Origin of the sequence: Streptomyces cyaneofuscatus (assembly GCF_000718135.1) — a bacterium.
GTDB classification, from domain to species: domain Bacteria; phylum Actinomycetota; class Actinomycetes; order Streptomycetales; family Streptomycetaceae; genus Streptomyces; species Streptomyces cyaneofuscatus.
Genome location: NZ_JOEM01000009.1, coordinates 164,564 through 190,046 on the forward strand (window position 1 = coordinate 164,564; position 25,483 = coordinate 190,046).

At 71.7% G+C, this 25,483-nt stretch carries 23 protein-coding genes and 1 pseudogene; 12 read left to right on the forward strand and 12 right to left on the reverse strand.

Translation table 11 applies throughout. From position 1 onward, the window contains the following. Window positions 1-2 precede the first annotated feature (2 nt). The 4 genes from IF17_RS0117215 to IF17_RS0117230 are packed head-to-tail and all read left to right on the forward strand — an operon-like array spanning window position 3 to window position 4,450. Window positions 3-1,928 (forward strand): asparagine synthase-related protein, encoded by a 1,926-nt coding sequence (locus IF17_RS0117215; protein WP_032772086.1) that lies wholly within the window; start codon window positions 3-5, stop codon window positions 1,926-1,928. After that, window positions 1,925-2,176 carry a lasso peptide biosynthesis PqqD family chaperone gene (locus IF17_RS0117220; RefSeq protein ID WP_030566852.1) on the forward strand — a complete coding sequence of 84 codons (252 nt, stop codon included), beginning with the start codon at window positions 1,925-1,927 and terminating at the stop codon, window positions 2,174-2,176. The genes IF17_RS0117215 and IF17_RS0117220 overlap by 4 nt, the downstream gene beginning before the upstream one ends. Continuing rightward, window positions 2,173-2,643 carry a lasso peptide biosynthesis B2 protein gene (locus IF17_RS0117225; protein WP_030566854.1) on the forward strand — a complete coding sequence of 157 codons (471 nt, stop codon included), beginning with the start codon at window positions 2,173-2,175 and terminating at the stop codon, window positions 2,641-2,643. The genes IF17_RS0117220 and IF17_RS0117225 overlap by 4 nt, the downstream gene beginning before the upstream one ends. Continuing rightward, window positions 2,597-4,450, forward strand: a complete 1,854-nt coding sequence (locus IF17_RS0117230) for an ABC transporter ATP-binding protein (protein WP_030566856.1) — start codon at window positions 2,597-2,599, stop codon at window positions 4,448-4,450. The genes IF17_RS0117225 and IF17_RS0117230 overlap by 47 nt, the downstream gene beginning before the upstream one ends. Window positions 4,451-4,454: 4 nt before the next feature. Here the strand turns inward: IF17_RS0117230 and IF17_RS0117235 are convergent, their stop codons facing one another. Beyond that, window positions 4,455-4,688 carry a hypothetical protein gene (locus IF17_RS0117235; protein WP_030566858.1) on the reverse strand — a complete coding sequence of 78 codons (234 nt, stop codon included), beginning with the start codon at window positions 4,686-4,688 and terminating at the stop codon, window positions 4,455-4,457. Then, the gene (locus tag IF17_RS0117240; protein WP_030566861.1) at window positions 4,685-5,503 is read right to left on the reverse strand and encodes a hypothetical protein; all 819 of its coding nucleotides are present in this window, start codon (window positions 5,501-5,503) and stop codon (window positions 4,685-4,687) included. The genes IF17_RS0117235 and IF17_RS0117240 overlap by 4 nt, the downstream gene beginning before the upstream one ends. Before the next feature lie 347 nt (window positions 5,504-5,850). Between IF17_RS0117240 and IF17_RS0117245 the strand changes: the two genes are divergently transcribed. Continuing rightward, window positions 5,851-6,402, forward strand: a complete 552-nt coding sequence (locus IF17_RS0117245; protein WP_030566863.1) for a GNAT family N-acetyltransferase — start codon at window positions 5,851-5,853, stop codon at window positions 6,400-6,402. A 15-nt stretch (window positions 6,403-6,417) separates the two neighbouring features. On the opposite strand, the gene IF17_RS0117250 is transcribed toward IF17_RS0117245, so the two are convergent. After that, window positions 6,418-6,876 (reverse strand): carboxymuconolactone decarboxylase family protein, encoded by a 459-nt coding sequence (locus tag IF17_RS0117250; RefSeq protein ID WP_032772090.1) that lies wholly within the window; start codon window positions 6,874-6,876, stop codon window positions 6,418-6,420. A gap of 86 nt (window positions 6,877-6,962) precedes the next feature. On the opposite strand from IF17_RS0117250, the pseudogene IF17_RS01000000136510 reads away from it, so the two are divergent. The 4 genes and pseudogenes from IF17_RS01000000136510 (at window position 6,963) to IF17_RS0117270 (ending at window position 10,227) form a co-directional block, all read left to right on the forward strand. Then, window positions 6,963-7,702 (forward strand): annotated as a pseudogene (locus IF17_RS01000000136510) (sigma factor-like helix-turn-helix DNA-binding protein). A gap of 146 nt (window positions 7,703-7,848) precedes the next feature. Continuing rightward, window positions 7,849-8,349, forward strand: coding sequence for a SigE family RNA polymerase sigma factor (locus IF17_RS0117260; protein WP_030566867.1), 501 nt, complete (start codon window positions 7,849-7,851; stop codon window positions 8,347-8,349). After that, the gene (locus tag IF17_RS1000000138970) at window positions 8,342-8,815 is read left to right on the forward strand and encodes a hypothetical protein (RefSeq protein WP_030566869.1); all 474 of its coding nucleotides are present in this window, start codon (window positions 8,342-8,344) and stop codon (window positions 8,813-8,815) included. The genes IF17_RS0117260 and IF17_RS1000000138970 overlap by 8 nt, the downstream gene beginning before the upstream one ends. Window positions 8,816-8,934: 119 nt before the next feature. Beyond that, complete coding sequence (locus IF17_RS0117270; protein WP_209437768.1) at window positions 8,935-10,227, forward strand: mannosyltransferase family protein; 1,293 nt, start codon at window positions 8,935-8,937, stop codon at window positions 10,225-10,227. 11 nt (window positions 10,228-10,238) lie between these two features. On the opposite strand, the gene IF17_RS1000000139800 is transcribed toward IF17_RS0117270, so the two are convergent. Together IF17_RS1000000139800 and IF17_RS0117280 are read right to left on the reverse strand one after the other, a co-directional pair. Beyond that, a complete protein-coding gene (locus IF17_RS1000000139800) occupies window positions 10,239-10,421 on the reverse strand; it encodes a DUF397 domain-containing protein (protein ID WP_076965944.1) in 183 nt (60 codons plus the stop codon). A 146-nt stretch (window positions 10,422-10,567) separates the two neighbouring features. After that, the gene (locus IF17_RS0117280; protein WP_030566873.1) at window positions 10,568-11,227 is read right to left on the reverse strand and encodes a TetR/AcrR family transcriptional regulator; all 660 of its coding nucleotides are present in this window, start codon (window positions 11,225-11,227) and stop codon (window positions 10,568-10,570) included. 100 nt (window positions 11,228-11,327) lie between these two features. Here IF17_RS0117280 and IF17_RS0117285 point away from each other — a divergent pair, with 100 nt between their 5' ends. Continuing rightward, window positions 11,328-12,293, forward strand: a complete 966-nt coding sequence (locus tag IF17_RS0117285; protein ID WP_030566875.1) for an NAD(P)-dependent alcohol dehydrogenase — start codon at window positions 11,328-11,330, stop codon at window positions 12,291-12,293. Window positions 12,294-12,302: 9 nt separating this feature from the next. On the opposite strand, the gene IF17_RS0117290 is transcribed toward IF17_RS0117285, so the two are convergent. Together IF17_RS0117290 and IF17_RS0117295 are read right to left on the reverse strand one after the other, a co-directional pair. Beyond that, complete coding sequence (locus tag IF17_RS0117290; RefSeq protein WP_030566877.1) at window positions 12,303-12,773, reverse strand: hypothetical protein; 471 nt, start codon at window positions 12,771-12,773, stop codon at window positions 12,303-12,305. Between the two features lie 154 nt (window positions 12,774-12,927). Continuing rightward, on the reverse strand, window positions 12,928-14,958 hold the full coding sequence (locus IF17_RS0117295) for an ABC transporter ATP-binding protein (RefSeq protein WP_051884034.1): 2,031 nt from the start codon (window positions 14,956-14,958) through the stop codon (window positions 12,928-12,930). Window positions 14,959-15,610: 652 nt separating this feature from the next. Here IF17_RS0117295 and IF17_RS1000000139475 point away from each other — a divergent pair. Together IF17_RS1000000139475 and IF17_RS0117305 are read left to right on the forward strand one after the other, a co-directional pair. Next, on the forward strand, window positions 15,611-17,599 hold the full coding sequence (locus IF17_RS1000000139475; protein WP_063830231.1) for an eCIS core domain-containing protein: 1,989 nt from the start codon (window positions 15,611-15,613) through the stop codon (window positions 17,597-17,599). A 217-nt stretch (window positions 17,600-17,816) separates the two neighbouring features. Then, window positions 17,817-19,280: an MFS transporter gene (locus IF17_RS0117305; protein WP_237667153.1), complete on the forward strand. Its 1,464-nt coding sequence runs from the start codon at window positions 17,817-17,819 to the stop codon at window positions 19,278-19,280. A 12-nt stretch (window positions 19,281-19,292) separates the two neighbouring features. Here IF17_RS0117305 and IF17_RS0117310 read toward each other — a convergent pair whose 3' ends face one another. From IF17_RS0117310 to IF17_RS0117330, 5 genes are all read right to left on the reverse strand, one after another. After that, entirely contained in the window at window positions 19,293-19,883 is a 591-nt protein-coding gene (locus IF17_RS0117310; RefSeq protein WP_030566884.1) for a DoxX family protein, read from the reverse strand. Between the two features lie 575 nt (window positions 19,884-20,458). Further along, window positions 20,459-21,907: a GH1 family beta-glucosidase gene (locus IF17_RS0117315; RefSeq protein WP_030566886.1), complete on the reverse strand. Its 1,449-nt coding sequence runs from the start codon at window positions 21,905-21,907 to the stop codon at window positions 20,459-20,461. A gap of 61 nt (window positions 21,908-21,968) precedes the next feature. Next, window positions 21,969-22,880 carry a carbohydrate ABC transporter permease gene (locus IF17_RS0117320; protein WP_030566888.1) on the reverse strand — a complete coding sequence of 304 codons (912 nt, stop codon included), beginning with the start codon at window positions 22,878-22,880 and terminating at the stop codon, window positions 21,969-21,971. Further along, window positions 22,877-23,857: a carbohydrate ABC transporter permease gene (locus IF17_RS0117325; RefSeq protein WP_030566890.1), complete on the reverse strand. Its 981-nt coding sequence runs from the start codon at window positions 23,855-23,857 to the stop codon at window positions 22,877-22,879. Before IF17_RS0117325 ends, IF17_RS0117320 begins: the two co-directional genes overlap by 4 nt. Before the next feature lie 142 nt (window positions 23,858-23,999). Beyond that, the gene (locus IF17_RS0117330; RefSeq protein WP_030566893.1) at window positions 24,000-25,310 is read right to left on the reverse strand and encodes an ABC transporter substrate-binding protein; all 1,311 of its coding nucleotides are present in this window, start codon (window positions 25,308-25,310) and stop codon (window positions 24,000-24,002) included. Between the last annotated feature and the right edge of the window lie 173 nt (window positions 25,311-25,483).

A 25,483-nucleotide genomic window follows, 5' to 3' on the forward strand; every position in this document is an offset into this window, starting at 1 on the left:
AGATGCCCGGCCTGCTGCGTGACTACTTCGTCGTCCTGCCGGACAGCGTGGCGGGCCACGCGGTGGCCGGGCAGCTTCCCGTACCGGACACCACCCGGAGCGCAGGAGGGGCGGGCGGCACCGTCACCGTCGCCCACCCCTCCGGCCGCCCCTGGGTCGTCGCCCGCCCCCTGGTCCGCAAGGTCAGCCACCTCCGCCGGGGCGACGACGCCCTCGTGCTCATCGGCCCCGACCGCGTCCCCGAGGCCGTGCTCGCCGGCCTTCTGGAGGGCGCCCGCGACCGGGCCGGGCTGGAACGGCGCCTCGCCCGGCTCCCCGGCCTCCACCACGTCATCGCGCACCTCTCCGGCGAGACCTGGATCCGGGGCACCGCCTCCGGCCTGCGCCGGATCTACCACGTCCGGCACGCCGAGGCCGGAAGCATCGCCTCCGACCGCCCGGCCGTCCTCGCGCACCTGACCGGCGCACCCCTGGACGACGGCGCGCTCGCCCTGCGCATGCTCGACTTCCTGCCGCACCCCCTGAGCCGGCGCGTCCTGTGGCGGGGCGTGCACGAGACCGGGGCCGGGTACGGACTGGCCCTGCCCGTCGCAGCACCGGGCACGGCCGCTGCCCCCGGCCCTCGCGAGTACCGCTGGTGGGAGCCCCCGCCGCCGGAACTCTCCCTGACGGAGGGCGCCCGAAGACTCGGGGACGCCGTCGCCGCCTCCGTACGAGCGCATATCGGCGGCCTGGACCGGATCAGCTGCGAGCTCTCCGGCGGCCTGGACTCCACCACCCTCACCTTCGCCGCCCGCGCGACCGCCCCGGCGGAGCTGTCGCTGCTCACCGTGGCGGCCCGGGACCGCTACAGCGAGGACGAGACGTGGGCGCGGCGGGCGGTGGAGGCAGCACAGGGCGGGCAGACGGACACCCCCGCCTTGGCCCACCACATCATCCCCGCCGACCAAGCCCCGTACTTCTACGCGGACTTGACGGCAACCGCCGCCGAGCTCAACGACGAACCGCTCCCCGTGGCCCCCGGCCGGGCCCGCGCGCACCTGCTCCTCAGCCGCGCCCACGCCACCGGCTCCCGCTACCACCTCACCGGCTACGGCGGCGACGAACTCTTCCTCGGCCTGCCCCACGCCTACCAGGACCTCTTCCACGGCAACCCGCTCACCGCCTGGAACCACCTCAGCGGCCTGCGCCACCAGCTCGGCTGGCCGCTGCTCCCCACCTTGAAGGCCTTGCTGAACCGCTCCACGTTCCCCCACTGGCTCGCGGGCGCGGTCACCACCGAACCCCAGCCGGTCACCCGCACCCCGCTCCTCTCCTGGGGCGTGCGCCAGTCCTTGCGCCCGTGGTTCACGGACCACGCGAACGCCCTGATCACCGAGGAGTTCCGGGCGGCCGCCGCCGGGCAGGCCGAGCCGGTCGACCGGTGGCGGGGGCGGCATGTGGACATCGACGCGGTACGGATGGGGGCGCGGCACTTCCAGGCGATGGAGGACATCGGCATGACGATCGGGCTGCCGGTCGCCGCGCCCTTCTACGACGACCGGGTCCTGGAGGCGACCCTCGCCGTACGCCTGGAGGAGCGCATCAGCCCCTGGCGCTACAAGCCGCTGCTCGTCGAGGCGATGCGCGGGGTGGTGCCGGATGCGCTGCTGGCCCGTACGACGAAGGACCACATGTCCTCCGACGAACACCAGGGCCTCCGCGAACACGCGCCGGACCTGGCCGACTTGTGGACGGGCTCGCGCCTGGCCGAACACGGCCTGGTGGACGCCCGCAACCTGCTCCGACTGGCTGCCGAACCCTTCTCGCCGGTCCTGGTCGAGCACTCCATCAGCTCCACGGTGGCCGGGGAGACCTGGCTGCGCACGGCCGAGAACGCCTGGCCCACACCCGATCGGACCCCCACGACCAGCGAGGCATCGCGATGAAGCTCAGAAAAGGCATAGCCGTCACGACGACCGAGTACGGAGGCGTGCTGCTCGACGAAAAGGACGGTAGCTACTGGCAGTTGAACGACACGAGCATCATCGTCGTGGAGACGCTGGCCGCCGGGCAGGTCCCCGAGGCGGCCGTCGAACGCATCGTCGCCGAGTTCGACGTCGAGCGCGCGGAGGCGGAGTCGGACGTCGCCCAGCTGACCCGTCAGCTCGTCGAGGCGAAGATCCTGCGCCCATGACCACCGAGATGACGATGCCGCGGCGGGGAGCCGGGCCGGGAGGCGTACGGCTGCGCGCCGCGATCGCCGCCGCGTTCGTCCTGGCCCGCTTCAAACCGGGCCGCCTGCGCCGGGTGCTGACCCGCTGCGCCAAGGGCGCGCGCCCGGCGACGTACGAGGAGACGCTGGAGGCGTACGAGGCGGTCACCGCCACCAGCCGCCGCTGCGCGGGCCGTTACGGCTGCCTGCCCCGTTCGGTGGCCATCGCGCTGGTGTGCCGGATGTCGGGTAGCTGGCCGGACTGGTGCGCGGGGGTCCGGACGGCACCGCCGTTCTCGCCGCATGCTTGGGTGGAGGCGGAGGGCCGCACGGTCGGCGAGCAGGCGGCGTCGGCCGATCTGCGTCCTTTGATGGTGGTGACGGTACGCGAGGGGGTTCCGGGTGAGCGCGGTGGCGGGAACGACGACGGGGGCGGACAGGCGCCCTGAGGGGCCTGGGGTGTCCGGGACACCTGGGGTGCCTGCGGGGAGCGGACCACCCTCCGAAGCGACCACGCCCGGCGCGTCACCCCTCCGCCTCCTCCTGACCCGGGTCCGCCCCCACCGCGGCGTACTCATCCGCGCGGGCCTCCTCTCCCTCACCGGTTCCACGGCCGGCCTGGCGATGCCGCTGATGGCGAAGTACGCGGTGGACGCGTTCGCCGCGGACCGCTCGCCGGTGACCCCGCTCATCGCACTCACCGCACTGGTCCTCGCGGGCGCCTGCCTCTCCGCGTACGGCCGCTACCTCATGGCCCGTACGGGAGAAGGCGTCGTCCTCCGGGCGCGCGACCAACTCGTGGGCCGCATCATGCGGTTGAAGGTCCCGGCGGTGGACCGTCTGACCCCCGGCGACCTCCAGTCCCGCGTCACCAGCGACACCACCCTCCTGCGAACGGTCCTCTCCAGCGGCCTGGTCGAGTCGTTCAACAGCGTGCTGATGCTGCTGGGGACGATCGCGTTCATGGCGTACATGGACCTGACGCTGCTGGGCGTGACGCTCGTGGTGATCGTCGGTATCGGAGCCGTAACTGCCTTGCTCATGCCCCGCATTCAGCGCGCGCAGCTCCGCGCACAGGAGTCGGTCGGCGCGATGGGCGCGGCGCTGGACCGGGTGCTCCAGGCGTTCCGTACGGTCAAGGCGAGCGGCGCCGAGGAGCGGGAAACGGCGGCCGTGGCCGAGGCGGCACGGCATGCGCACGACCGGGGCGTCTCGGTGGCGAAGTGGTCCTCGGTCTCCGACGTCACGATGATGATGTCGATCCAACTGGCCTTCCTGGCCGTGCTGGGCGTGGGCGGCGCGAGGGTGGCGTCAGGCTCGCTCGACATCTCCTCCCTGATCGCGTTCCTGCTCTACCTCTTCTACCTGATGGGCCCGATCGGCGGCCTGGTCGAGGGCTGGACGGGCCTGCAGAGCGGCCTCGCCGCCGTACGCAGGATCGACGAGGTGGAGTCACTGCCGGGCGAACCTGTCGGCCGGCCCGGCGCCGTACCGGGCGAGGGGACTCCGCTGCGGGTCACCTTCCAGGACGTGACCTTCGGGTACGGGGACGAGCGCGCCCCCGCCCACAAGGGCGTCACGTTCGAGGTCCCGGCCGGCGGGATGGTGGCGCTGGTGGGCCCTTCGGGGGCGGGGAAGTCGACGGTGTTCAGCCTGCTGGAGCGGTTCTACGACCACGACGGCGGCACGATCACCGTGGACGGCCGGGACATCCGGGACTGGCCGCTGGCGGAGCTGCGGGCCTCGCTCGCGTACGTGGAGCAGGACGCCCCGGTCCTGGCCGGGACGCTGAGGGAGAACCTGCTCTTCGCGGCCCCGGATGCCCCGGAGGACCGGCTGACGGAGGCGGTGGCCCGGACCCGCCTGGACGCCCTGGTCGCCCGCCTGCCCGACGGCCTGGACACGGCGGTGGGCCACCGGGGCGTCACTCTCTCCGGCGGCGAACGCCAGCGCATCGCCATCGCCCGCGCCCTGCTGCGCCGCCCGCGCCTTCTTCTGCTGGACGAGGTGACGTCACAGCTGGACGCGGTCAACGAACAGGCGCTACGGGACGTCATCCTCGAACTGGCGACACAGACAACGGTGTTGGTCATCGCCCACCGCCTCTCCACCGTCCGCCACGCCGACCGCATCGTGGTCCTGGAAGAGGGCCGCGTCCGCACGGCGGGCACGCACGAGGAGCTGATCGCCTCGGACGACCTGTACCGGGAGCTTGCGACGACGCAGTTGGCAGCCGCAACGGATCAGCCGGTGTAGTTCTTCAGCTCCTCGTCATGAGGATGTGCTCCGGGCTCGACCACTCACCGTCCCCGGCGAAGCGGCCCACTCGGGCCAGGGTGCCGTCCGGCCGGGCGCGGTCGTTGCGAGCTCCGCCGACCCGCAGCCCGCGTGCGCGGTACAGCCGCAGCTCCGGCCGCTGCCGTTGCTCAGCTTCAACGTCACGGTCTCGGGGCAGGCGAGGGCCCAGCGCCTCGAAGTCCTCGACGGGCATCATCGGTGTGTCCTCTCGGACCGAGGAATCAGCCCCGCCCGCACCGCCTCCATCCGCTCGCGCACCCCGGGCGGCTGCACGGCCCCCGGCGGCCCCACCGGCGGTTCGGGCACCGGCCCACGGCACTTCCGGCACAGCCCGCCGAGGAGCGCTTCCGGGCTGCCCGGGACTCCGCACTCGCCGCACTCCAGGGTGCGCAGAACGGTCCGGGGCCCTGGCAGGACCCGCTCCGGCGGCAGCTTGTCGGTCAGGCGGCGCTCGACGAGGCGGGCGGCGCAGTGGACGGGGGACGGGAGGCCCGCGGTGAGGGCGTGCAGCAGTTCGGCCTCCGTCGCACCCCGCGCGAACCACTCGCTGACCTGCGGTTCCAGCCGTACGCAGTCGGCGGCGGAGAGGGACAGCGCCGGAGCCGTACGGCCGAGGGCGGCGAGCAGGATGAACGCCCGGGATCGGGTGGGGCGTTGGGGCTGGTCCGGCGGTGCGTCGCCCCGGATGTAAGCGTTCCACCACTCGTGCTCGCGTGCGGTGCGCGAGAAGAAGGTCCGGGTCACCCAGAACATCACCTCGTCGGTGATCACGCACTCGCTGCCGCGCCGCAGGTGCCCGGCGTCCTGGAGCCGGTTGAGGGTGGTGCCCAGCGCGCACTGCCCGTACGGGAGGTGCTTGGCCAGCGTCTTCACGGAGATGTCGGAGCCGTCGGGCAGCCGGTCGATGTACGCGGCGACGGCGGCGTCACGGGGGAGGAGGTGGGCGAAGTCGCTGTCGGTGCGCGGTCGTTCGCCGGGGGCGGAGCGCTTGCCGTAGCCGGGTTTGGCCATCGGGTGCGGGGTCGCGGGCGGGGCCTCGTGCTGGGAGCGCGAGGCAGCATTAGGGTAGCTGTCAGCCATGGGGATCGTTGTGTCCGATCTTCGTTGGTCAGACCCCTGTTCGGTGTTCCATCACCAGCAGGGGTCGCTTTTTCTGGTCTCGTGGTCCGCACGCTAAAGCGCGGCGACTGTGCGTGGCAAGTCGGTCGCAAACGGTCAACTTCAGTCGCAGGGTGGGTGGGTGGGAAAAGTGACCCATCCACCCCATCACCGTAAAGAACGCTCGGATCTCGCGGCTTGAGCTCCGGGAGGAGCCGGGGTCGGCGCAGGTGGGAACAGGTGTGCGGCAGGATCGCGGCATGAAGAACACCAGTTCCTACGCGCCTTCGGCGCCGCTGTCGTTCCGGCGGGCGGCGTCCGATGACGACCTGACCGAGCTCGTACGCCTCCGGGACGCTGCCGCGCGCTGGCAGATCGAGCGCGGCATCGAGCAGTGGCAGCCCGGGGAGCTGGACGAAGGCCACTTCCGGCGGCGGCTGCGCGAGGGCGAGGTCTGGCTCGCCACGCTCGGCCCCGACGGGCCGAGCGCCGGGGCGTGGGAGCTGTGGTGGGACGACGAGCCGGCCTGGGGCGCCCAGCCGCCGGTCGCGGGCTACGTCCACCGCCTGATGACCGACCGCCGGACGGCCCCGCCCGGCGCCGGCCGCGTACTGCTGGCAGAGGCCGAGCGCCGGATCGCCGCGTACGGGAGGGAGCTGTGCCGGCTCGACTGCCTGACCTCGAACGACCGGCTCCGCCGCTACTACGAGGAGGCGGGGTACACGGTGGTCGGCGAGCAGGCGGGGAAGAACGGGGACGGCGGGCGGACGTACGGGGTGACGTTGCTGGAGAAGCGGGTGCGGGTGGCCTGAACCCCGGGCCGGGCTTCAGCCCCAGGTCTGTCCGGCCGGTTCCTTGATGGTGCGGTTGATCCGGTTGAAGAAGTTGGTCAGCGCGATCTCCAGGTTGATCGCGCCGATCTGCTCCTCGGTGAAATGGGCGTTGGCCTCCTCCCAGATCGCGTCGGTGACCCCCTCCGCACCGTCCTGCAGCCGGGTGGCGGCCTCGGTCAGCGCCAGGGCCGCACGCTCCGCATCGGTGTAGAAGGGCGCCTCGCGCCACGCCGCCACGTTGTGCAGCCGCTCGTCGGTTTCACCGGCCTTCTTCCCTCCGGCGACACTGGCGTAGACGCACGGCGAGCAGCCGTTGATCTGGCTGGCGCGCAGGTGGACCAACGCGAGCAGCCGGGGGTCGACGTCTCCGGCGGCGATCGCCTTCTGGAGGTGCCCGATCCCCTTCCACACGTCGGGGTTGCCGGTGTTCTTGTTCTTCAGTCGGTTCTGCACGGGGGTGCTCTCCTTCGGCCGGGGTTACGTTGCGGGGCTGGTGCCCGTCACCCCTATGACGGAGCAGCTTCCAGGGAGGTAACACCATGTCCGGCGCCCATCCTTCGGATCCGCTCGCCGAGGCGTTCGAGGAGCACCGCGCCCACCTGGCGGCGGTCGCCTACCGCGTGCTCGGCTCGCACGCCGACGCGGACGACGCGGTCCAGCTGGTCCGACCGATCTGACTGTGACGATCGACGAGAACCCGGCTCCGGAAGACCTCGTGGCGCTCGGGGACTCGGTCGGTCTCGCGCTCCTCACGGTCCTCGACTCGCTGCGCCCGGATGAACGGCTGGCATTCGTCCTGCACGATGTGTTCGCCGTACCCCACGGGGAGGTAGCCGCGATTCTCGGCAAGTCCGCCGACGCGACGAAGATGCTCACCAGCCGCGCCCGTAGGAAGGTCCGGGCGGCCCAGCACCACGTGAGCGCCCGGCGGCGGCAACGCGAGGTCGTGCAAGCCTTCTTGGCCGCCGCGCGGGACGGCCGGTTCGAGCAGCTGTTGCGGGTTCTCCACCCGGAGGTGAAGTTCACCGTCCACTCCCCGAACGGCCGGTTCGTGACGCTCGGGGCCACCGAAGTCGCCACCCGCGCGCGGGTGGCCGGCAGCGCGGCACGGGGACACACGGTGACCGTGAACGGACGGCCCGGCGTCATCTCCTGGAGCGAGGACGGCGCCCCGCTCTCCCTCCTCGCCTTCACCGTCGCCGACGGCCGTATCACCGAGATCACCGCACTGGTCGACCCCGCCCGGCTCGCGCTCATGGACCTGCCGCACCCGGTGTGACCGGCTGACGACGATGGCGGCCGGCCCTCGCCGCGGTCCGCGCGGGGCAACGTGACGACGATCACTCCGATGGAGCGCCGGAGCTGTAGACCGGACGCCCGGCGGCGGGCGTATACCCGGTGAAGCGAAAGATCCGGGAGCAACTTTTGACCGTCGAGGAGTTCGAAGAGTTCTACGCCCAGGCGGTCGCGCGTCTCACAGGCCAGCTGTACGTGATGACGGGGGACCTCCAGGAGGCGCAGGACGTCGTGCAGGAGGCCTTCGTGAAGGCGTGGGTCCGGCGCGGCCGGCTGGAGCGGGACGGGCAGCCCGAGGCGTGGATCCGTACGGTCGCGTGGCGGCTGGCGGTGAGCCGCTGGCGCTTCCGGCGGCGGTCGGCGGACGCCTGGGGCCGGGGGAGCGGGGTGGCGGATCACGTCGCGCCGCCGGATCCGGACCACGTGGTGCTGGTCGACGCGCTCCGGGAGCTGCCCGCTCAGCAGCGGCGGACGTTGACCCTGCACTACCTGTGCGACCTCACGGTGGAGCAGATCGCCGGGGAGACCGGGCTTTCCGCCAGCACGATCAAGACGCATCTGGTCCGCGGCCGGGCGGCGCTCGCCCACCGTCTGCAGGACCCCCGCATGGAGGAGGCTCCTGATGTCTGAACCACGGGACCGGTCGGGCCCGGAGGCGTCCCGGGGCGCGCAGGACCCCTTGCGGTCCCTGTTCCGGCAGGCTGGAGACTTCGGCCAGGGCCGCGTGGTCCCGGAGCCGGCCACGTACATCACCGAACGCGGCATGCGGGCCCAGCGGCGCCGGATGGCCGCGGTCGCGGTGGGGGTGTGCCTGGTCATCGGCGGGGGCGGCGCGGCGGCGGTCGGCCTGCTCCCGGTCACACCGAAGCCCGCCCCTCCGGCGACGAGCCCGTCCCCCAGCTACCCGTCCCCGGCGCCGCCGCCTCCTGCGGGGACGCCGACGGAGCCGCCCACGCCCAGCAATACGGTGCCGGGACCGGAGGGTGCCGTCACGGGGACGACCGCTCCGGGGGGCCCGCCGACGACGGAGGCGCCGACGAGTGCCTCGTCGACATCAACGTCTACGTCGACGGTCGGGGCGACGTCGATGCCCTGATGGCGGGCGGCCGACCCCGCGCTTCGCCCCGGCCCTGTCTTCCCTTCCCTTCTCCTCCCATGCCCCGGCGTCGACACCGGGCGATCCCACACGCCCGGATGCGTCCGAAAGGTGCTCGAGTGTCTACGTTGCCCCCTGGGGTCAGGCCTGCCCCGCCAAGGCCGAGGAGCCCCGAACTCCGTCCCGTAGCGCATGAGTTCCGGTCGTCCGAGGCGCCCGTCCTGCACCCGCCACGGCCTGCGTCACGCGCGCTTCTGGCGGCAGGGTTCGACCGGGCGGTCGCCTGGCTGAGTCCCGCCGACCGCCGGGTGCTCTGGCTCTACCTCCTCACCCGCATATCCCTGTGGGTCACGGCCCACGGCGCCCGGTGGCTCTTCCCCCGGGGCTCCGATGTGCGGGAGGCGGGGGCGGTCCTCGCACCGTTCCAGCAGTGGGACGCGAACCACTACCTCCACATAGCGCGCGACGGCTACTTCCCGGCCGGCGCAGGCCCATGGATGGATGATTGGGACAACAGGGAGGCGTTCTTCCCCGGATTCCCGCTGCTCCTGAGGGCCGTGCACGTCGTCGTCCCGAGCTGGACGGCGGCGGGCCTGCTGATCTCGCTGGTCGCGGGAGCCGTGGCCGTACTGGCACTGTCCCGAATAGCCCGCGCGTACGTCCCTGAGGACGCCGACGGCCGGCGTACGGCCCTGTTCTTCCTGCTCTCCCCGTGCGCGGTCTTCCTGGCGGTCGGCTACACGGAGGCACTGTTCCTGGCGTTCGCGCTCCCGGCCTGGCTGGCCGCCCAGCGCCACCGCTGGGCGCCGGCGTGCACGCTGACCGCGCTGGCGACGACGGTCCGGGTCAGCGGCCTGTTCCTGGCGGCCGCGATCGCGGTGCTGTTCGTGCTCTCGGTGAGGACCCGGCGCGACTGGCGCGGGGCGGCCTGGCTGGCACTGCCCGCCCTGCCGCCGCTGGCGTACAGCTGGTATCTGCACGCGCACACGGGCGACTGGATGGCGTGGAAGAGCGCCCAGGAGCGCGGCTGGTACCGGGACCTCCACACCCCGTGGGAGGCGTGGGCGAACACGTGGAACGCGGCGTTCGACGGAGTACACACGACCGGCTACGCGGCCATGTTCCAGGCGGAGTTGGCGTCGATGGTGGTGGGCCTTGCGCTGGTCGCACTGCTGGCGCGCCACCGCCGCTGGCCGGAGGCGGTGTACGTCGCGCTGAGCCTGTGGGCGCTGGGAACGTCGTACTGGTACGTGTCCATCCCGCGCGCCACGTTGCTGTGGTGGCCGCTGTGGATCGGCCTGGCGGCGGTGAGCCTGCGGCGCCCGTGGTTCCGGACGGTGTACTTGTGCGTGACGGTGCCGGTGAGTGCTCTGGTGGCCCTGGCGTTTCTTACGGGGCGGTGGGCGGGGTAATCCGTTGGGCGTCAAGAGGTCTGGGAGCCCCGCTCACGCGGGGACCAGGCGGAGGCACCGAAGATCACGGCCGGCCTCTCCGGCCGCTTGGAGTCACGGACGGGGACGAGGCCCGGAAGGCCGTCGGCCACTTCGACGCAGTTACCGCCGTCGGAGTTGCTGTACGAGGACTTTCGCCACGTCGCGGAAGTCAGGTTGGCTCGGCGGATGGCATGATCGGATCTCCTTGACCAACTGCTGGATGAACTCGGTTGTCTGCTCCGGAGAGAGCGCCTTGTCTCGCTGCAAATCGTAGGACAACCGCAGCTCCTCGACGCGGCCTGAGTCCTTCTGCCGCCCCTCATCCCGCCCCGCCCAGCCGGTCCAGCTCCAGCCTCGCAGGCGGCGGGAGCTGTTTGACGTCGGGCCTGGCTCGGAACGATTCCAGCAGGTAGCCCACCAGTCGGCGGGACGCGGCCGCGGATTCCGCTTGCGCGCCGTTCGCCACGCCGTTGTTGGCCAGCAGGGCCAGCACCACGTCCGAGACGTCGAAGTCCGGGCGCAGGGCGCCCGCCTCCTTGGCCCGCCGTACCAGCAGGGCCAGGCCTTCCTCCGCCCGGTCGCGCTCCCCGGCGTAACTCGCGTCGTCCGGGAAGCGGGCCAGGAACGCGTGGGTGAAGCCCCGGTCGGCGGCCTGCATCGCGGAGACCTTCGTGAACACCGAGCAGAACGCGCGCCACGGGTCCGGGTCTTCCAACGCCTCGTCGAGCACGCCCGCGCACTCGGCGAGCTGCTCGGCGAATGCCTCCGTGATCAGGGAGGCGCGGGTGGGGAAGCGCCTGTAGAGCGTTGCCACCCCGACCCCCGCCCGCCGGGCGATCGCGCTGATCGGTACGTCGATCCCGTGGAGCGCGTACGCCTCGCGGGCCGCGCGCAGGATGCGGTCGCGGTTCTCCCGGGCGTCTGCGCGCAGGGCGGCCGAGCCGGGCTGGGGTGGGTTGTGAGAGGGCTGAGCAGGCATGTCTCTCACTTTAGGGTAAGTGGAGGGGTTTCTCCGTTTAGCTGTCTAGCCTGGGTCGGGAGCAGGAGCACCCGATGGAACAGGCACAGGACGGCCCACGATGAACGACATGCGCGCGGCGCTCTACGACAGCTACGGACCGCCCGAGGTTCTCTACGAGGGGCGGGTCCCGGTGCCCGTACGCGGACCGGGCGAGGTGCTCGTGCGGGTCCATGCGGCCAGCGTCAACGGTGGTGAGCTGTACGGCCGCGCCGGGAAGGTCCGGCTCGTCACCGGGCGTCGGTTTCCCCAGCGGACCGGGATCGACTTCGCGGGCGAGGTCGCCGAGGTGGACCCCTCGGTCACCGGCCTGAGCGTGGGCGACCGGGTGTGGGGCATCCTGCCGCGCGGGCGGGGCGGCTTCGGCAGTGCGGCCGAGTACGTGTCCGTCCGCCCGCGCCAGATCGCGTACGCCCCCGAGAACGTCACCCTGGCCGAGGCCGCCTCGCTCCCTGCCGGGGGCACCACCTCCCTCACCGCCCTGCGCGACAAGGCCCGGCTCCGGGCGGGTGAGCGGCTCCTCGTCCGGGGGGCCTCCGGTGGTGTCGGCAGCGTCGCGGTTCAGGTCGGGAAGGCACTGGGGGGCCATGTCACCGGTCTCGCGGGGGCGAAGAACCTCGACTTCGTCCGGGAGCTGGGGGCGGATGAGGTGTTGGATCATCGCGCGGTGGAGCTGTCGGAGCTGGGTCCGTACGACGTCATCATGGACACCGTCGGCAGCGAACACCGCACTCTGAGGCGTCTGTTGGCGCCGGGTGGCCGCCTGGTCTCCATCGCGTTCGACATCCACCACCCGGTCAGAGGGCTCGGCTACATCCTGGGCTCAGCCGTCCATGGGAGCCGGCGGGTGCGCTTCTTCAGCGGCAACCCGAAGCACGACCTGTTCGCCGAGCTGACCGCGTACGTGGAACGCGGGGACCTGCGTCCGGTCGTCGACACGGTTCATTCGCTCGCGGACATCGCTGCCGCCCACCGCGCGCTGGAGGCGGGCGGGGTGCGCGGCAAGCATGTGATCCGGGTGGTGTGAAGCCGGGCGTCAGCGCGCGTGGTGCTGGGGAGCGCGGTCCATCGGGTCGTCGGCCGCCTCGGCGCCGAGCATGGCCTTGTCAGCCGCCCGCCACCCCGCGCGCACATGGGCCCAGGGTATGGAGTCGACCTCATGCAGGCGCGAGTGCCGAAGGACCGCTCTGAGTGCGATGAACCCGGGGCCGGCATCCGAGCGGACGGGAACCCCGGCTTCGAGCTCTTCCGGGGTGGGGAGGGGCGGGCGGTCGAAGACGATCTCGTCGCGCGCTGCTCCGGTCAGCCAGAGGAGAATCCCCTCGCTGACCGCCTGTGCCCACTCCGGATCGATGTCGGCGAGGCCGAGGGGATTGACGAACTCGAAACCGAGGCGATCGTCCGGCAGCGGTTCGAAGTCGACGGTGAACCAGGCGAAGCCGCCCATGCAGCTCGGCCGGGTGTAGCGGACGTGGACGTCGCGGCGGGCTTCGGAGGGGAATCGCATGCGGCGAGTGTCGAGTCGGGCGCGAGGCCGTCGCAACGGGGTTCCGGTGTCATGGGGCCGTGACCCCGCTCCTGAGGCCGGGCTCGTGCGGAGACCCCTTCGCAATGGCGTGGGGGAGGGGCCACGCCATCACGCGAAGGTCCCCGCACGCCGGCTAGGAAGGTGTCAACGGCTTGTCCAGGGGTGGGGACGACCGTGCCCGGTAGCCGCCCGCCTGCAGTGTGAACATCGCCGCGTACGCGCCGCCCTCCAGCGCCATCAGCTCTTCATGAGAGCCCGACTCCGTGATGCGGCCCTCGTCGAAGGCGTAGATCGTGTCGCAGTCGACCACGCTGGCCAGGCGGTGGGAGATCAGGACCGTGATCTGGTCCTCGCGCAGCCGGCCGCGCAACACCGCCTCATAGACGGCGTGTTCGGAGGGCGGGTCCATGCTCGCCGTCGGCTCGTCGAGGAGGAGCAGTGGGGCGTTCTTGTACAGGCCCCGGGCCACCGCGATCTTCGCCCACTGGCCGCCCGACAGCTGCTGGCCGCCCTTGAAGCGCTTCGAGAGGAGTGTTTCCCAGGTATCGGGGAGTGAGGCGATCACCGCGTCGGCGCCGGAGGCCCGGGCCGCGGCCAGGGTACGGGCGGGGTCGGCCTGGGTGAGGGTGCCGGTGGCGGCGGTGATGTTGGACAGGGCGCTGAAGGGGAAGCGAACCGGTTCCTGGAGGACGCAGGCTACCTGCCGGTGCAGGGACTGGGCGTCCATCTCCCGTACGTCGGTGCCGTCCCAGCGGACGCTGCCGCACTCCGGCTCGTACAGGCCGGCCAGCAGCTTGGCGCAGGTCGACTTGCCCGAGCCGTTCAGGCCGACGAAGGCGATCTTCTGGCCGGCGGTCAGGGTCATGCTGATCCCGTTGAGGGCCGCCGTCTCCTTGCCGGGGTACGTGAAGTGGACGTCGTCCAGCGTGATCCGGCCGACGGTGGAGGGGGCCTGCAAGGCTGCCTGGGTCGGCAGGAGTTGGCGGCTGCGCTCCTGGACGGTGAGGAGGTCGGAGACCCATAGCGCGTGCTCGTAGACGAGATGGGCGACCTCTACGAGACGGGTGAGCGCTACCTGGCCCGACTGGATCGCGAGCACCGCGCCCGCTCCGGCGGCGAGCGGGAGCCATCCGGCGATCAGCATGGCGGCCAGCGCGGCGTACGTGATGCCGGTGCCGAGGCCCCCGACCGCTCGGCCGGCCAGGTTGAGCAGGGCCGCGTGCACGCCCAGCCGGGTGTCCTCGGCCGCGATCTTGAGGGTCAGGCGGCGGTGTTCCTCCAGCAGGGCGCCTTGCGCGGTGTCCGAGCGGAGTTCGGCCGCCGCGTCGACGTCGAGAAGGAGCCAGGAGAAGACCCGTACGCGGCGTTGCAGCGCGTTCCACCGCTTGAACGACGCGAACCGGGCGCGGGCGCTGCGTACGGCCGCGAAGCCGACCGGCAGTACGGACAGCAGGAGGAGGGGCAGGAGCGCGGGGTGCAGGATGCCGAGCACCCCGGCCGTTCCGACGAGGGCCAGGGCGGCGGAGGCGAGGGAGACCACCTGGCCGACGATCTGGCGTGCGTAGAAGAGCCCGCGGTCGTTGGCGCGGTGGACCTCGTCGTGCCAGCCGGCGTCCTCGACCGCCTCCAGCCGTACGTGCGCGGTGAGATGCAGGAAGTCGCACTCCAGGGCCGTGCGGATCTTCGGGGTGACGCGGGCCTGGGCGACCGCGACCCCGGATTCGAGGCCCGCTCGGGCGCCCAGGAGGGCGATGACCAGGAGGAGTTGGGGGACGGACGCGCGTACGCGGTCGGGGGTGGGGCCCTCGGCGAACAGGTGCTGGAGCACCGCGATTCCGGCGATCAGGCCGAGCGCGCTCATCGCCGCGGAGGCCAGCTGGCACACGACGACGCACAGCGTGGCGCGCCGGTCGGCCTGCCAGGCGAGGCGGCCGATCAGGGCGGTGATCCGGGGGAGGCGGGTGAGGACCTGGGCCACGGTGGCGTCGGCGGCCGCGCCGTCGTGGACCGACCAGTACGCCTCCTCCAGTTCGTCGGTCAGGTTGTCGTCCTGGGGGCCGGCCGCGACGGTGGCGGGCGGGGGCGGCAGGGGCTCGGTGCGCGGCCCCGGAATGGTGTCCTTCGGTGCCGTGGTCGGTTCGTCGGGGCGGGCGGATTCGGTCATGCCGAGTGCCTCGTCTCCGGTCGGGCTCCGGAGGCGGGGCCTCCGGAGTGGTCGGCGGCCTTTTCGAACGCAGGGTGAACGAGCGCATGACGGCGTAAGCGGTGCATGAGTGCCCCTCGTGGCCAGATGCGGACAGGTGATCGGGTAACGGGGGTGTTCCTGTCGCCGTCACGGGTGGTGGCGGGCGATATCTGGAACAGGATTTCGCATGTCCGGGTCGTTCCCTTGGTGTGGCTGGGTGACCCGCGCCGTGATGCTGCGTTCGATCACTCCTGTGGGTCTGGGTACTTCGTGTGGGGGATTGCGGGACGAGGAGGGCAGGGGAGCAGGGGAGCAGAGGACGGCAGGGCGGGGTGCTCGGGCCGCGTGCCCGTCGGCTCCCGCTCGTGGCCCTGCGCCCGCAGGTGCGGGGGCCGCCGGTTCATATCCGGGGTTGCTGCCGGGCCCGGTGCCCCGTCCCGCGCCCCTACTGCTTCAGCTCGTACGCAGGGGCCGCCGCGCGGTGAGGTGGAGGCCGGCCCGTCGGCCCGCTCGCGGGGCCGTCCCCGTACTGCCCGTCCGGGCACCTCTGTCTGCCCTCAGGTTCCTGGCTCCGCGGGCGATCACCGCGTATCCAGGAAGGATTGCTACCTCTACGCAGGGAAGGCCCGCTGTGCACGCCCAGGAGAACGACCGAACCGTACGGGCCGAGTCCGCCCCCCGTACCCCCTCCCGCGCTCCTGGGGTGGAGGGCGGGGCGCCGGCGCCGTACGGCCTCATGGGGCTGCAGGCCACCGTCGGCAATGCGGCCGTCCTCCAGATGCTGCGCGAGTCCGAGGGCGCCGTGGATCAGGAGGGGGATCGGCACGGCACGGGGTGCGGGCACGGGGGCGCGGGCAGGAGCGGGGGCGGGGGTGGTGTCGTGCAGCGGTCCGCCGTGCATGACGTGCTGCGTACGTCTGGGCGGCCTCTCGACGACGCCACCCGTGGTGACATGGAGGCCCGGCTCGGGGCCGACTTCTCCGATGTGCGCATCCACAACGACAGCGCGGCCCGGGCCTCCGCCGCCGAGGTCGGTGCCCGCGCCTACACCAGCGGCAGCCACGTCGTCATCGGTGACGGGGGAGGGGACCGGCACACCCTGGCCCATGAGCTGACCCATGTCATCCAGCAGCGTTCCGGGCCTGTCGCCGGGACCGTCAACTCGGCCGGTCTCCAGGTGTCCGACCCCTCCGACCGCTTCGAGCGCGAGGCCGAGGCCAACGCGACCCGGGTCATGAGGAGCGCCGCGCCCGAGGCGCCCGCACCGGTTCAGCGGGCGCGGCCGTCCGCACCGGTTCAGCGGGCGCGGGCGTCCGCACCGGCTCCGGGCGTCGCGGCCGTGCAGCGGGCCGCCGAGCTCAACGGTCTGAACGGCGGCGGCACCACCGGCACCTTCGGGCAGGCCGTGGCCGGTGCCGAGCCCGAGGGCGTGGGCACCGTCGCCATCGTCCCCGTCGTCCTCAGCCAGAGCTTGAACCTCATGGACGTCGCGCAGAAGTACGAGGAGGGCTTCGCCGGAGGTACGGCACCGGCCGAGCGCTTCGCGCTGGTCATCGGCGTCAACATCCGGATCCGGAACCAGGCGGAGGCGAACGCCGCGCAGACCCTGCTGAGCCAGAAGACCGCCGCCTTCCTCGGCGCCTGGGGCGCGAACCGGTTCCGGGTCGCGGTCATCGGGTTCACCTGGGCCAACCACGCCACCGACGCCCAGGAGACGAACCAGCGGACCATCCCGTACGGCGAGATCAGGGACCGGATCATGCGCTCCCCGGAGACCACCGCCATGATCGCCGGGCTGCGCGGGGCCGGCAGGCAGCACGTCTATCTGCACACCAGCGACTCCGACACCGCCTCCTTCGACACGGAAGCGGGGCCCCTGTTCTCGGCCGCCGCCGAGCACCTGGAATCAGGCGAACTGGACGTCTTCAGCGGCGGCTACACCTCGCCCCCCGGCAGCAGGACCGGCGACAACGACATCCTGATCTGGCACGCGAGCCAGGTGGACCTCGCCGTCCGCAAGGCCATGGCCCAGGTGGAACCCAACCTGGTCTACTACCCCGAACCCAGCACCTTCGTGAAGGTGCACGAGGACTACGACGACCTGGAACCCGGCGTCACCTTCGGCAGCGGGGCGGAGGAGGGCCAGCACCTCGTGGACTCGCTGTACAAGAACCGGTACGGCGGCGTGAAGGGCGACTTCGACCCGCGGTTCGCCATCTCCACCGACATGAGCCGCGTCGGCCAGAACGTCGGGTCGCATCCCACGGGTGCGCCGGTCACCAACGACACCATCCAGCAGCTCTTCGCGCTCGCCCAGACCCACGCCAGGCCCCAGGAGTGGACGAAGCGCGTCGAGAGGGCGTACGGCATCACGGATGCCGCCGTCTCCAGGACCCTGGAGGGACTCGTCTTCGCCGGACTCACCATGGAGAACCTGTCCAAGGTGCCCCTGCCCCTCCCCGCGAACCCCATCGGCGCCAAGGCCATCGACAGCGCGGCCCGGAAGGACCCGCTCAAGGGGGTGGACACCGGGGTCGTGGAGACCGCCAAGGCCAGCAGGGACATCCTGGTCCGCGCCCTCCTCGCCGCCATCCAGGCTCTCCAGGCGCGCAACAACTAGGCAGTGAGGGGCGGCAGTTCAGGCCTGCCGCCCCCGGGGAGGTTCCGTTGTGAGGCGGATCACCCCTCCCCGTGGCGCGGACCAGGTCGAGACCGGTGGTTACGATGGGTGGATCTGCTCGGCCCCTTGGCCGAGGTGGTCAGGCCCGGCATCCGGTGTCTGGTCCGAGGCTGGAAACCTCCGGCGCTCGTGACACAGAACCCCGGAGGTTTCTTTCGTGTCTGTCCTCCTGCCTGCCCAGCCCACAGCACCCGACCCCCGTCGCTGGTGGGCGCTGGCCGTGATCGCCCTGACGCAGCTGGTGGTCGTGCTCGACGCGACCATCGTCAACGTGGCCCTGCCCCAGGCCCAGCGCGAACTGGAGCTGAGCGACACCGAGCGGCAGTGGGTCATCACCGCGTACGTCCTGGCGTTCGGCGCGCTGCTGCTGCTCGGCGGGCGCATCGCCGACTACTGGGGGCGCAAGCGCAGTTACATGGTCGGGATGCTCGGGTTCGGCCTCGCCTCCGTGTGGGGCGGCCTCGCCCAGAGCGGCACCGAGCTGATCGCGGCGCGCGGTCTGCAGGGCGTGTTCGCGGCGCTGCTGGCGCCCGCGGCGCTCGCCCTGCTGACGGTCACCTTCCCGGCCGGGCGCGAGCGCGGAACGGCGTTCGCGGTCTTCGGTACGGTCGCCGGCACCGGTGCCGCGGTGGGCCTGGCCCTGGGCGGCGTCCTGACCGAGTTCGCCGACTGGCGGTGGTGCCTCCTGGTCAACATCGTCTTCGCCGTCGTCGGCCTGGTCGGCGCGCTGCTGTTCGTCTCCGAGAGCCGGGTCGAGGGCGGCAACGGGTACGACGTCTGGGGCACCCTGGCCGTCACCCTCGGTCTGGCCGCCCTGGTCTACGGGTTCACCCTCGCCGAGACCGGGTGGACCGAGCCGGACACTCTCGGCTTCCTCGCCGCCGGCCTGGTGCTGCTCGCGGTCTTCGTGTGGATCGAGGCCCGGGCCGCGCAGCCGCTGCTGCCGTTGCGGGTCGTGCGGGACCGCGCCCGCGCCGGGGCGTTCCTGATCCAGGCGGCCATCGGTGCGGTCTACATCGGGATGACCCTCTACCTGATGTTCCACCTGCAGATCGTGCTCGGCCTCTCCCCGCTCCTGGCCGGGCTCGCGAGCCTCGCGATGACCTTCGCCACCATGATCACCGCACCCGTGGCCGCCCGGCTGCTGCCCACCCGGGGCCCGCGTGTCCTGATGACCGGGGGGCCGTTGATCGCCGCGGCCGGGATGCTGTGGCTGACCTTCATCACCGCCGACGGGAGCTACTGGACCGAGGTCTTCGGCGGTCTGGTCGTCGTCGGCATCGGGATCGCCTTCGTCATCATCCCCGTACAGAACGTCGCTCTCGTCGGCGTCGACCACCACGACGCCGGTGCGGCCTCGGCCCTCGTCAACTCCGCGATGCAGATCGGCGGTTGCGTCGGTCTGTCGGTGTTCACCACGGTCTACCTCGGGGCCGTCGAACGCTCCGCCGCCGGCGGGGAGGGCCGCGTCGCCGCCCTCACCGAGGGCCACTCCGCGGTCTTCCTCGCCACCGCCGTCACCCTGGTGGTCGCCGCGGTCATCGCCGCGACCATGCTCCGTGGCCCCCGTCCCGCCGCCGCCCCGGACCAGCTCGCCGAGGTGCCGGCCCACATCGGCTGACGCCCGTGCCGCTCACCCTGCCGTACGTCGTGGCCGGGGGTGCCGTCCCCATTCGTTCGCGGCCACCACCAGGCACACCGCCACCAGGACCACGTTCTTGACGACGTACTGCCCCTCCATGGTCGGGGCGGGGGAGTGGGGCTGCCACATCGCGTCGGGGAGCAGGACGAGGGTCGAGAACACGCCGCCCATGTGGAGGAAGAACGCGACGAGGGCGGGGCGCAGCAGGCGGCGGCCGACGATCAGGCCGATCCCGATGGCCGTCTCCAGTGCCGCGAGGGACAACAACAGCACCGTCTCCGGCACCAGGCCCAGCGTCATCTTCGTCGCCGCGTCCACCGCCAGCTGCTCCGCCGGGCTGGCCGAGGGGAACAGCTTCAGTACGCCGAAACCGACGAAGACGATGCCGACCGTCGCCCTCAGCAGGGCCAGGGCGTGCACGTCGACCAGGCCGGCGAGTTCGGACAGCCGGCGCAGGGGCCTTCGGCCGGCTGCGGGGTGGGGGTGGTGATGGGGGCGGGCCAAGTCGGCCTCGCGCGGCGGGGGTTCGGGGGTGGTGCGGTCGGGCGGGGGCAGGGTCGGCTCTACGGTGCTGCTGCTCATGTGCGATCTCCCGATGTGTCTGTGGGGGTGGGAAAACGTGCACGGACGGCCCGCGCGGCTCGGCGGGCAACCTCGGCCATCTCGCGGAGGGAAGGGGGAGGCCCTGGGGGTGGGGGCGGGTCCGGTACGTGATGGACGTGGCCGGCCGCCTGCCCTCGCTGCTTGGTCTAGACCATACGGACGAGGGTCGGGAGGTCGTCAAGGGTCTTGTCCCTCGGCGCCCACGGGAGCCGGCACATTCGCGCCATGTTGCATCGGGGCCGCGGGCGGAGGTACGGGGCCTGCGGATCGTACGGTGGGCAGGGGCTTCGTACGGGGAAGGTGCGGGGCCCGTTCTCCGGCACGCCGGTCCGGTGGGCGACCCCGGTGGTTCAGACGGCCGAAAGTGCTCCGGTCCATTCCGGGATGCATCGGACATCGGCCGCTGGTGTCTTCGTCGCCGCGCCCGCCCTCGCGCCCGCCCCCGACCCGAGGCATGCCGAGGGGCCCGGAGCGTGTGCCCCGAGCCCCTGAAGCCCCTGAAGCCCGTGAAACCCGTGAAACGGTGTGCAGCGGACGTCAGCCGGAGGCCGGCGTCACCGCTCCAGCCCGCCCCGCGCGATCACCCCCGCGTACCACCGCGCACTGTCCTTCACCGTCCGCCGCTGCGACGCGAAGTCCACGTGCACGATGCCGAACCGCTTGCTGTAGCCGTACGCCCACTCGAAGTTGTCCAGCAGCGACCACAGGAAGTACCCGCGGACGTCCACCCCCTCCTCGATCGCCCGGTGTACGGCCGCCAGGTGCGCGTCCAGGTACGCCACCCGCTCCGGGTCGTGCACCTGGCCCTCCGGGTCCGCGTAGTCGTCGTACGCCGCCCCGTTCTCGGTCACCAGCAGCGGGAGGCCCGGGAGTTCGTCGCGCAGGCGGGTCAGCAGTTCGTACAGGCCGTTCGCGTCCACCGGCCAGTCCATCGCCGTGCGCGGGCCCTCCGCCGGGGTGAACGCCACGTGCTGCTCGGCGCCCGCCCAGGGGGAGGGGGACTCGGACGAGCCGGCCGAAACCACGCTCGGGGAGTAGTAGTTGATGCCCAGCGAGTCGATCGGGGTCGAGGTGACCTCCAGGTCGCCGTCCTTCACGAACGACCAGTCCGTCACCGCCGCCGTGTCCGCCACCAGGTCCTTGGGCAGCCGCCCGTGGAAGACCGGGTCCAGGAAGATCCGGTTCGCCACCGCGTCGATCCGGCGCACCGCGTCCCGGTCCGCGTCGGTGTCCGTCAGGGGGCGCAGGGCGTGGAGGTTCAGGGTGAGGGAGACCTCGGCCGTGGACGGGAGGCGGTCGCGCAGGACCCGGGTCGCGCCGCCGTGCGCCAGGTTGAAGTGGTGCGCGGCGCGCAGTGCGGCGAGGTCGCTGGTGCGGCCGGGGGCATGGACCCCGTTCCCGTACCCGAGGAACGCCCCGCACCAGGGCTCGTTGAGCGTTGTCCACGTCGACACCCGGTCGCCCAGCGCCCCCGCCACCAGGCCCGCGTACTCCGCGAACCGGTGCGCCGTGTCCCGCTCCGGCCAGCCGCCCGCGTCCTCCAACTCCTGCGGCAGGTCCCAGTGGTAGAGCGTCGCGACCGGTCTGATGCCGGCGCCCAGCAGCTCGTCCACCAGGCGGCGGTAGAAGTCCAGGCCGCGCTCCACCGCCGGGCCCCGGCCCGTCGGCTGGACCCGGGGCCAGGAGACGGAGAACCGGTAGTCGGTGACGCCGAGTTCCTGCATCAGCTTCACGTCGTCCGGCATCCGGTGCAGGTGGTCGGCGGCGATGTCACCGGTGTCGCCGTTGCGGACCTTGCCGGGGGTGCGGCTGAACGTGTCCCAGATGGACGGCGTACGGCCGTCCTCGGTGGCCCCGCCCTCGATCTGGTACGCGGCGGTGGCCGTGCCCCACCGGAATCCGGCAGGGAAGCGGAGCCCCGTACTCGTCTCGGGGCGGTCGCCGGGGGAGGTTCCCGGGCGGGCGCCTGTGGAGGTCGCCGGGCGGGCATCGAGAGCTGTCATGAGACGGACACTCCAGAAGTGAGGGGAGGAGGGAGGGAGAGGGGAGGTGCGGGCGCGCGCGTCAGCCCTTCACCGCGCCCTGCATGATGCCGCCGACGATCTGCCGGCCCAGCAGGCCGAACACCAGCAGCACCGGCAGCGTGCCGAGCAGCGTGCCGGCCATGATCACCGACTGGTCGTTGACGTAACCGCCGCCGAGCTGCCGCAGCGCGACCTGCACGGTCGGCTCCTGCGAGGACAGCGCGATGATCGGCCAGAAGAAGTCGTTCCACGCCGTCATGAACGTCAGCATCCCCAGCACCGCCATCCCCGGCCGCGCGATCGGGATCACGATCGACCAGAAGATCCGGGCCGTCGACGCCCCGTCGACGCGGGCCGCCTCGATCAGCTCGTCCGGCAGCGACTGCACCAGGTACTGGCGCATGAAGAACACACCGAAGGCCGACACCAGACCGGGCAGGATCACCGCCTGGAGCTGGTTCACCCACTGGAGTTCGGCGATCAGCATGAAGAGCGGGATCACGCCGAGCTGCGGCGGGATCATCATCGTCCCGATCGTCAGCGTCAGCAGCGCGCCCCGGCCCCTGAACTTCAGCTTGGCGAAGGCGAATCCGGCGAGCGTGCAGCACAGCACCGTGCCGAGCGTGATCGACGACGACACGATCAGCGAGTTCAGCAGCGCCTTGCCGATGTCCGCCTCTTCGAGGACCTGTTCGAAGTTCTTGATCAGGTTCGGGCCCGGCAGCAGGCTCGGCGGCACCTGCGCCAGGTCCGCGTTGGAGCGGCTGGCCGCGACGATCGTCCAGTAGAAGGGGAACGCCGAGATGAGCAGGGCGAAGCCGAGGATGACGTACGAGAGCCAGCCGCCCTTCATCGTCCGGCCCGCGCCCCCCTTCCGTACCCGCTTTCCCGGCGGGTCCTGCGGCGGGCGGCCCGTCTCCGGGGCCGTCGGCGGTGCGGCGAGCGCGGTCATCGGCCGGCCTCCTTGCGTGCGCGGCGGCGCGCGATCAGGGCGTTGACCCCGACGAGCACCACGATCAGGACGAACATCACCCAGGCGATGGCCGCGGCCCGGCCCAGGTGGAAGAAGCCCCAGCCCTGCTCGTACATGTACAGGCCGAGGGTCTGGTACTGGTGCGAGATGCCACCCGAGATCGAACCCTCGAACAGCAGCGGCTCACCGAAGAGCTGGGTCGCCCCGATGGTCGAGATGATGACCGTGAAGATGATCGTGGGGCGCAGGCCGGGGAGCGTGACGTGGACGAACTGCCGCCAGCGCGACGCCCCGTCCATCTCCGCCGCCTCGTACAGCTCGTGCGGGATCGACTGCATGCCCGCCAGGTAGATCAGCGCGTTGTACCCCGTCCACCGCCAGATCACGATCGTCGACACCGCGATCTGCGAGGCGACCGTGCCCGTCTGCCAGTCCACCGGGTCGAAACCGACCAGGCCGATCACGTAGTTGATCAGCCCGAAGTCGCGGCCGAAGAGCTGAGCGAAGACGAGCGTGGCGGCGGCGACGGACGTCGCGTAGGGGAGAAGGATCGCGGTCCGGATGAACGTCCGGCCGCGGAGCTTGTAGTTGAGCAGGTGGGCGAGGCCGAGCGCCATCGCCAGCTGCGGGACCGTGGACAGCACGCCGATCGTGAACGTGTTGCGCAGCGAGATCCAGAAGTACTCGTCGGTGAAGAGCGCCGTGTAGTTGGCGATGCCCCGCCACTCCATCTCGCCGCTCGTCTGGAGTTCGACCCGGTAGAGGGAGACGAACGCCGTGTAGAGGAGCGGGAAGAGGCCGAAGGCGAGGAAGAGGGTGAAGAAGGGGGCGATGTAGGCGTACGGGGACGCCTTGCGCCAGGTACGCCGGAGCGTGGCTGCCCGGCCGTCGTCGGGCCCGGGTCCGGTGGAGGCGGGGCCGCGGGGCCCGGCCTTCGCGGTGGCGGTGAGGGACACGGTGCGGCCCTTCGGGGTCGGGAGCGGAGAAACAGGGAGCAGGGGTACGGGGGTGGGGCCGGGCCACCGTGGTGCGTACGGGTGGACCGGCCCCAGGCAGGAAGGGGAGGAGAGGGAAGAGCGGAGAGGCAGCGCGCCGGCGTCAGCCGATCACGTTCGCCACGCCCTTCTTCGCCGTCTCCCACGCCTTGTCCGACGAGACGCCCTTGCGCTCGACCTCGCTCAGCGCGTTCGTCAGCTGCTGCATCACGTTCTGGTCGTGCACACCCAGCACCTGCACCGGGGACTCCTTGGCCGCGTCACCGAAGATCTGGCCGATCGGGGCGCCGGAGAAGTAGTCGTCCTCGGCGTCCGCGATCTTCTCGATGGCGCCCGTCGAGGAGGGGAAGTTGCCCTGCTTCTGGAAGACCTTCGCCTGCTGCTCGGGGGCGGTCAGCCACTCGATCAGCTCGTAGGCCTCCTTCTTGTGCTTGGCCGCACGCGGGATGGAGAGGTACGAGCCGCCCCAGTTGCCGGCCCCGCCGGGGAGCTTGGCGATGTCCCACTTGCCCTGGCCGCCGTCACCGGCCTGGCCCTTGATGTAGCCGAGCATCCAGGCCGGGCAGGGGATCGTGGCGAACGAACCGGCCGCGAACGCCTGGTTCCACTGCGGGGACCACTGGTCGAGCTTGGCGCTCAGGTCCGCCTCGGCGGCCTTCACGGAGGTGTCCCAGGCGGTCTTCACCGCCGGGTTCTTCTCGTAGATCAGCTCACCGGAGGCGTCGTAGTACCGCTCCTCCTCCTGGCCGATCATGATCCCGTAGAGCGAGCCGATGCTGTCCAGCCAGGCGCTCTTGGCGGGGGCCTTCTTCTTGTACTCCTTGCCGAGCTCCAGGTAGCCGTCCCACGTGGACCACTTCTTCGCGAGCTCCTCGCGGTCGGTGGGGAGGCCGGCCTTCTTGAAGAGGTCGGTGCGGTAGCACATCGCCTCGGGGCCGACGTCCGTGCCGAGGCCGAGGACCTTGCCGTCCTTCGTGGTCGCCGCCGACCACTTGGCCTCGGCGAACTCGCCCTTGAGCTTGTCGGCGCCGAACTCCTTCAGGTCCTGGAACTTGTCGGACTGCTGCTGGGTGACCGACGCGATGCGGCCGACCTCCACGCCTTGCACGTCCGCGAGACCACCGCCGCCCGCGAGGCGGGTCTGGAGCGACTTCCAGTAGTCCGCCTCGTCCTGGGTGTCGCTCTGCTTGATCGTCACGTTCGGGTGGAGCTTCTGGTACTCGTCGTAGAGTCCGGCCTCCTTGAAGCCGAACGATCCGAACAGGTCGACCGTGAGCGTGACCTTCCCGCCCGCGCTGTCGGAGGTGTCCGACGAGTCGCCGGATCCGGATCCACAGGCGGCGAGGAGCGCCCCGGCGAGGACGACCGCGCCGAGGCGGACGGTGGCTCTCTTGGCGGCTCGGGCGATGGGCATGGGAAGCCTCCCTTGGCTTCGGGATGAACCGAGCGCTTTGAGAGCGCTCTCAAAACCTGCGTCTGGAGCGTCTCCCACCACCTCCGCCCCGTCAAGACTCGAACGCATAACAGCTTGGCGTTACGTGCGGCGGTCGCCCAACTGCCTTCTGTGTGCGTTCTCTTGACACTGAG

What these genes read in the sequence shown, in the direction of transcription:
- IF17_RS0117315 (WP_030566886.1), bottom strand. Translation starts at nt 21,907, where the DNA reads ATGACAGCTCTCGATGCCCGCCCGGCGACCTCCACAGGCGCCCGCCCG.
- IF17_RS0117310 (WP_030566884.1), bottom strand. Translation starts at nt 19,883, where the DNA reads ATGAGCAGCAGCACCGTAGAGCCGACCCTGCCCCCGCCCGACCGCACC.
- IF17_RS1000000138970 (WP_030566869.1), top strand. Translation starts at nt 8,342, where the DNA reads ATGTCTGAACCACGGGACCGGTCGGGCCCGGAGGCGTCCCGGGGCGCG.
- IF17_RS0117220 (WP_030566852.1), top strand. Translation starts at nt 1,925, where the DNA reads ATGAAGCTCAGAAAAGGCATAGCCGTCACGACGACCGAGTACGGAGGC.
- IF17_RS0117320 (WP_030566888.1), bottom strand. Translation starts at nt 22,880, where the DNA reads ATGACCGCGCTCGCCGCACCGCCGACGGCCCCGGAGACGGGCCGCCCG.
- IF17_RS0117290 (WP_030566877.1), bottom strand. Translation starts at nt 12,773, where the DNA reads ATGCGATTCCCCTCCGAAGCCCGCCGCGACGTCCACGTCCGCTACACC.
- IF17_RS0117295 (WP_051884034.1), bottom strand. Translation starts at nt 14,958, where the DNA reads ATGACCGAATCCGCCCGCCCCGACGAACCGACCACGGCACCGAAGGAC.
- IF17_RS0117330 (WP_030566893.1), bottom strand. Translation starts at nt 25,310, where the DNA reads ATGCCCATCGCCCGAGCCGCCAAGAGAGCCACCGTCCGCCTCGGCGCG.
- IF17_RS0117240 (WP_030566861.1), bottom strand. Translation starts at nt 5,503, where the DNA reads ATGGCCAAACCCGGCTACGGCAAGCGCTCCGCCCCCGGCGAACGACCG.
- IF17_RS0117280 (WP_030566873.1), bottom strand. Translation starts at nt 11,227, where the DNA reads ATGCCTGCTCAGCCCTCTCACAACCCACCCCAGCCCGGCTCGGCCGCC.
- IF17_RS0117245 (WP_030566863.1), top strand. Translation starts at nt 5,851, where the DNA reads ATGAAGAACACCAGTTCCTACGCGCCTTCGGCGCCGCTGTCGTTCCGG.
- IF17_RS0117225 (WP_030566854.1), top strand. Translation starts at nt 2,173, where the DNA reads ATGACCACCGAGATGACGATGCCGCGGCGGGGAGCCGGGCCGGGAGGC.
- IF17_RS0117215 (WP_032772086.1), top strand. Translation starts at nt 3, where the DNA reads ATGCCCGGCCTGCTGCGTGACTACTTCGTCGTCCTGCCGGACAGCGTG.
- IF17_RS0117285 (WP_030566875.1), top strand. Translation starts at nt 11,328, where the DNA reads ATGAACGACATGCGCGCGGCGCTCTACGACAGCTACGGACCGCCCGAG.
- IF17_RS0117235 (WP_030566858.1), bottom strand. Translation starts at nt 4,688, where the DNA reads ATGATGCCCGTCGAGGACTTCGAGGCGCTGGGCCCTCGCCTGCCCCGA.